General features: G+C 62.8%; 5 protein-coding genes. 2 read left to right on the top strand and 3 right to left on the bottom strand.

Translation table 11 applies throughout. The annotated features are described in order from the left end of the window. Together BGN95_RS13360 and BGN95_RS13355 are read left to right on the top strand one after the other, a co-directional pair. Nucleotides 1–771 (top strand): GNAT family N-acetyltransferase (locus BGN95_RS13360; protein WP_286772892.1); only part of this gene is annotated, 771 nt, incomplete at its 5' end. Between the two features lie 219 nt (nucleotides 772–990). Beyond that, on the top strand, nucleotides 991–1,155 hold the full coding sequence (locus BGN95_RS13355) for a DUF6771 family protein (RefSeq protein ID WP_286772891.1): 165 nt from the start codon (nucleotides 991–993) through the stop codon (nucleotides 1,153–1,155). Between the two features lie 25 nt (nucleotides 1,156–1,180). On the opposite strand, the gene BGN95_RS13350 is transcribed toward BGN95_RS13355, so the two are convergent. The 3 genes from BGN95_RS13350 to BGN95_RS13340 form a co-directional block, all read right to left on the bottom strand. Continuing rightward, nucleotides 1,181–1,990 (bottom strand): universal stress protein, encoded by an 810-nt coding sequence (locus tag BGN95_RS13350; RefSeq protein WP_286772890.1) that lies wholly within the window; start codon nucleotides 1,988–1,990, stop codon nucleotides 1,181–1,183. Nucleotides 1,991–2,138: 148 nt separating this feature from the next. Then, nucleotides 2,139–2,951 carry a universal stress protein gene (locus BGN95_RS13345; protein WP_286772889.1) on the bottom strand — a complete coding sequence of 271 codons (813 nt, stop codon included), beginning with the start codon at nucleotides 2,949–2,951 and terminating at the stop codon, nucleotides 2,139–2,141. A gap of 89 nt (nucleotides 2,952–3,040) precedes the next feature. Then, the coding region (locus tag BGN95_RS13340) for an MBL fold metallo-hydrolase (protein WP_286772888.1) at nucleotides 3,041–4,404 on the bottom strand (1,364 nt) is incomplete at its 5' end.

Raw genomic sequence — 4,404 nt, 5'->3', positions numbered from 1 at the left:
CCACTCGACGACGAGCTTGCGCGGGCGATGATCGCGCGGACGCGTATCTCAGCGTTGCTCGCGGGTTATCGTGACGTGCTCCCAGCGGCGGTCGACGGCGTGGTGCGCGTGCTGGAGGCTGTCGCGACGATGGTCGCCGATCTTCCCGATATCGTCGAACTCGACATCAATCCGCTGCTTGTGGGACATGAGAAGGTGATCGCACTTGATGCGCGGGTGCGGATTGCAGAGTGGCCCCGGTCGAGCCGAATGGCGATCCGGCCGATGCCGATCGAATGGAGCGCGGACCTGACGACCCGCGGCGGCGTCATGCTCCATGTGCGGCCCGTGCGCCCGGACGATGAGGAGCTCCTCGCCGAATTCTTCCATCGCGTCTCGCCGGAGGATTTGCGCTTCCGCTTCCTCACGGGCTTGCGCGAAGTGGGACGCGACCGGCTCGTCGCGATGACGCAAATCGACTATGCCCGGGCCATGCATTTCCTGGCGTTCACCGAAGGCCGACTGATCGCCAGCGCGTTTGTTGCCTGCAATCCCCCGCACACCCGCGCCGAGGTCGCGCTATCGGTCGATGCAGCATTCAAGGACCGGGGCGTGAGCTGGACGCTGATGCAGCATGTCATCGCTTATGCCCGCGCTGAAGGGATTGAGACGATCGAATCGATCGAAAGCGCCGACAACCGGACGGCGCTTGCGCTCGAACATGAGATGGGGTTCGAGACAGTTTCCGCCGAGGGCGCGGAACGCATCGTAAGGCGGTCGATAGAGGCCTGACGGGGGGCACCGGAGCGATAACCGTCCCGGTGCCGGACATAGATTAGATCGAACGGATCAAGCTCACCGGGGGCTTGTTGCCTGACATCGCTCGGGGTTTACCGAGAGCGGGGTAGAAACCTGTTCGGCGTTGGGCTGAGGTATTCGCGCCGGCCCCGGCGCGGGTGGTGTATTTTTACGTTGTGGCGCCAATCGTCGCTCGTTGGCAAAGCACCCTTGATGGGCGATATCCAGCCGATCATACTCGCTGCCGTCGAGCGCGCGCCACAATGGGTGCGGCATGACCTATCCTCAGCCGAAGCGACGATCCGCACCCGCGCTGAAGAGGCGATGGCCGCGATCATCGCCCAGATGTTGCGGGACGCCGAAGACTCGGGCAGGTGACGCCCGGGCCTGTGGCGTCGGATGATCAATGCGCGAGGAAAACGGGGATCGCGCTCTTAGTCAGCATCGAGCGGGTGACCCCGCCGAACATTGCTTCGACGATCCGCCAATGGCCGTATCCCCCCATCACCGCATAGCCAAACAGCCCGGAATTGGCCTCCGCTTGCAACGTCTCACCGGCACCGCTGTCCATCGCGCCGATGCGCCGAATCTGCGCGTGGATATTGTGCCGTGACAGATAGCTCGCCGCGTCTTCCGCGGGCGTGGTGACCGATCCGTCCTGCACCTCGAAGATCGTGATCTGCCCGGTTTGCTGCAATAAAGGTACCGCGGCGCGAAGGGCCGTTGCCGCGCAGGGTGATCCATCCCAGGCAACGAGCGCGCTGTCGAGGTCAAGGCGTTTACATTCCGCCGGGACGGCGAGGATCGGTTTGCCCGAGCGCACGATGAGGTCAGCTGCGTCATTTGGCGCGTCAGGAAACCAGAAGTTCCCAATCTGGCGGTTGACGACGATGACGTCAGCGAGCTCCGCAGCACTCTTGAGATATGAGGGGATGTCGCTGCTGGCGTCGATCCAGTCCCACGGCACGTCCTCCGCGGCAAGCCGCGCCTCGAGCTTGTGCTTGTTCTCGGTCTCGCGCTCCGCCTCGCGCTCGACAAGCGTGCCCACGACATAGGAGGTGTCGTACATTCCTGCGCCGCCGATCGCCGGTGGGATATAGAGGACATCAAGACAGGTGAGGTGCCCGTTCACTGCACGGCATAGATCGAGCGCCACCTGGAAGCGGCTTTCCTGTCCGATATCGTCATGGACAAGGAGGAGAATGTTTTTCATCGCAAGAGTGCCTTTCCTGGTCGAGGATGCCGCATTGAACGTGCTAGATTGTGTGGATTGAGCCCGGTATTCGCAAAATTACGGAAGGCCGGTCGGCGCTTTGCCATCGCTTGCTGCGGTGACCTGAGGCAGCGTGCGTCGCCTCGACTCAAGCCCGCCGTGCAAGAAGGAGCGGAACGCTGCTCGCCATGAGCAGATGCCGGGTGACGCTGCCAAAAAATACGTCGTGGACGCGTGCATGACCGAACGCCCCCATCACCACATAAGCCGGTTCGTGACGCTGCAAATAATGCTCGATTGATACCGCCGCGTCGTTGCCCGTAATCTCGTGCCGAACGGCATGCGCTATAATATTCTGATGGAGCAAATAGCTGGTCGCATCGTGCAACGAGGCGCCAAGCGATCCATCATCGGCATAAAGGACCGTGACCTCGCTGGCGCGCGCCAGAAGCGGGACGGCTGCGCGCAGTGCAGCCTCCGCGTCGGGCGATCCGTCCCACAACACGATTGCCTTGCCGCGTGCATCAAACACCTTGAGATGGCGTGGCACCGCCAGGATCGGCGTCGATACGCGGCGCAATATTGCGCGGATCTTCGCTGCCATGTCCGGATCCGCGATATCGTCCGAGAGATAGCTGTTGAGAACGACGAGATCGGCGAGGCCAGCTGCATCGATCAGAATCGTATCGAGCTCACCGACGCTATCGTTCCAGGAGAAGGGAATATTGTCCGCGACCAATCGTGCGTGGACCGCCGCCTTGTTGTGGCGTTCTTCTTTCTGCCTTTCCTCGAGCACCAGCATACCGATCGGTCCACCGCCCATCCGGTAAAAGCCGTCGGACGTGACGATGACGTCGAGACAGACGAGATGGCCATCGAGCGCTGTTCGCACGGCAAGCGCGGCCGACAACCGCGCTTCCTGTCCATCGTCATCATGAACGAGAAGGAGGATATTCTTCATCGCAGGGGCGCCTTTGATCGGGGCGGAGTGCCTGCACGGCATAATGCTGCACGGCCATGCACGCGCCGATACGCAATTGCCCGTATCCGCTAAGACGCTGCGAGCACTGCGGGCGCGGCACCGGCTTGTGCCTTGGGTCGAACCAGTTCCGTCCCTGGCAGCGCTTCGACCGCGCGGGCAATTGCTTCAAGTGCGTCGGCGCGCGCGCTGTCGGATGGCAATTGCGAAAGACGCCGGTCGAGCAACTCGCTGAGACGTGCAGCACGATTATGCCAGTCGTCTCCGCCGATCAGCCGCGCGGCATCATCGCGCCCGGCCCCGGCAAGACTACACGCGGTGCGCGGCTCTAGCCGGAAACGCTCGCCGAGCGAGGGTGTGACTGGCTTGGGGATGCCGGGTAGCGTGGAGGCATCCGCCGCCAGCCGGGCGACGGCAGGCGGCTCACCATGATCGAGGAACAGGCTGCCGTTGATCGGTGCGCGCGCGGCGATCCAGCGCAATAAGCCGGCATGATCGGCATGCGCCGAATAAGTGTCGAGCGACATGATGTCGGCGCGCACTCGGACGTCCGCGCCTGATATCCGCACGAGTTGCGCGCCACCTTGCAGCACCGCGCCCAAGGTCCCGCGCGCTTGGTAACCGACGAACAGGATTGTCGATTCCGCGCGAGGCAAATTGCGCAGCAAATGATAACGAACGCGGCCACCTGTGCACATCCCAGAGCCGGCGAGAATGATCGCCCCGGAAATGCGGTTCAGCGACTTCGATTGTTCGATGCTGCGAACGAAGTGGATCTTGGGATGGTCGAACGGGGACGGGCCGTGGCGTTGCGCAGTATCGAAGCGGCGATAGGCTTGGGTGACCTTGTCCGCGAGCGGCGCGTCTATGTATACCGATACCGGTTCCAGCTTTCCTGCATCGAACAAGGCGACAAGGTCTTCGATTATTATCTGCGTGCGCTCCAGCGCGAATGCCGGGATGATGAGGTTGCCGCCTCGCACGAGTGCGGTCTTCACGGCGCGGGCAAGTTGATCGCGCCGATCCTCGGGCGTCGGCACATCGCGATCCCGATCGCCATAGGTCGCCTCGCAAATCACATGATCCCACCCGCCTTCGGGAGATGACGGCTCGGCAAGATGGGTTGCGCCGTCTCCGATATCGCCCGAGAAGAGCAGGGACTGGCCGTCGAGATGCAATTCGACCGAAGCGGCGCCGAGAATATGATGTGCGTCCCATAGCCGCACTTTGAGTCCCTGCAGGGGCTCGATCCATTTACCAGCTCGCACCGTATCGAGCCGCCCGATGAGGCGGGCCACGTCCTGGGCATCATAGAGCGGCTCGAATGGTTTGCGCCCCGCGCGGTCCGGCCGATCGTTGCGGCGTTTCGCATCGGCTGCCTGGAGCTTGGCCGCGTCACTGAGCATCGGACCCAGAAGCTGGCGATTGGGGGGCA

The sequence above is a fragment of the Sphingomonas sp. 66-10 genome, assembly GCF_001897045.1.
Classification (GTDB): Bacteria; Pseudomonadota; Alphaproteobacteria; order Sphingomonadales; family Sphingomonadaceae; genus Sphingomonas; species Sphingomonas lycopersici.
The sequence above is the reverse complement of the archived record's forward strand: the minus strand, read 5'-3'. Positions and strand labels throughout refer to the sequence as shown.

Excerpts from the sequence above, each read along its gene's own strand:
- BGN95_RS13350 (WP_286772890.1), bottom strand. The coding sequence starts at position 1,990 with ATGAAAAACATTCTCCTCCTTGTCCATGACGATATCGGACAGGAAAGC.
- BGN95_RS13355 (WP_286772891.1), top strand. The coding sequence starts at position 991 with ATGGGCGATATCCAGCCGATCATACTCGCTGCCGTCGAGCGCGCGCCA.
- BGN95_RS13345 (WP_286772889.1), bottom strand. The coding sequence starts at position 2,951 with ATGAAGAATATCCTCCTTCTCGTTCATGATGACGATGGACAGGAAGCG.